At 60.3% G+C, this 891-nt stretch carries 2 protein-coding genes and 1 pseudogene; all 3 read left to right on the plus strand.

The features are described 5' to 3' along the window. A partial coding sequence (locus tag AC0L2O_RS36235) for a hypothetical protein (RefSeq protein ID WP_473373126.1) occupies nt 1-324 on the plus strand: 324 nt, incomplete at its 5' end. A gap of 9 nt (nt 325-333) precedes the next feature. Continuing rightward, nucleotides 334-765 carry an aspartate/glutamate racemase family protein gene (locus AC0L2O_RS36240; protein ID WP_473373127.1) on the plus strand — a complete coding sequence of 144 codons (432 nt, stop codon included), beginning with the start codon at nt 334-336 and terminating at the stop codon, nt 763-765. Continuing rightward, a pseudogene (locus tag AC0L2O_RS36245) lies at nt 758-891 on the plus strand (acetyl-CoA C-acyltransferase); the annotation flags it as partial. The gene AC0L2O_RS36240 and the pseudogene AC0L2O_RS36245, both read left to right, overlap by 8 nt.

The following is an 891-nucleotide window of genomic DNA, read 5'->3' on the forward strand; positions in this document are numbered from 1 at the left end:
CGATGGCGCGCTTACCATCGGTTCTCGGCGCCAGCAATAGTCCGCAGCATCGGACCAACTCGCGCGCTGGCCAAACAACTTCGTTGGAGGTTTCAACGAAGCCAGAAAGAGCAGTGGATCCGCCAGTCTGCCTCTCGCTCGGGCGGCATTGGCCCGCACGACCGCATGGATGTACCTCAGCCCGCAGCGGACGATCGCGCCGCACTCGCCGTCGTGAATTCTGCGAAGCGTCTTCGCAAACTACTTTATATTCTTTCGATCAGCGCATTATTTCTCAAACAGATGCCTCTTTTTTGGAGGAATTCTGCCCGCAGCCGCAGCTAAGCTGCATCTATGACATCGCAAGCTGAACTCTCTCTCGGCGTCGTGCTGCTCCCCGACGAACCCCGGCCTTATATCGTAGCCGCCCGTCGGCTAGTGGATCGAGACGCTGTCGCGATAAGCTCAAGCTGCGGCTTCTCTATTCGGCATCAGGCGGCTGTAGCCGCCTCGGTGAGAGTTCACGAAGTGATGCCGAGCCTGCTCCTTATGCCGGCGTTGCCGCGGAAGCTGCCTGCACCCGCCAAAATCGCGGTTCTTACCTATGACTCGTCGCAGCGCGATGAGGATTTGCTCGGCGTCGATGACTTGGACACTCGCACGAGAATCGTGATGGGCGGCATCGAAGCCGGCAAGTTCTGGCATGACGAGCTAAAGCGTCCTGCGCCGCCGGTCGACATTGCCGCGATCGAGAGCGTCCGAAGGAAGAAGAAGGCGAATGCGTGAATCCGTAATCGTATCCTACGCGCGCACGGGGCTGGCGAAGTCCGGTCGTGGCGGGTTCAACATCACCGCGCCGATGAGCCTTGCGGCCCACGCGATCAAGCATGCCGTCGAGCGCGCCGGTGTCGA

This window comes from Bradyrhizobium sp. Kon10, assembly GCF_055807395.1.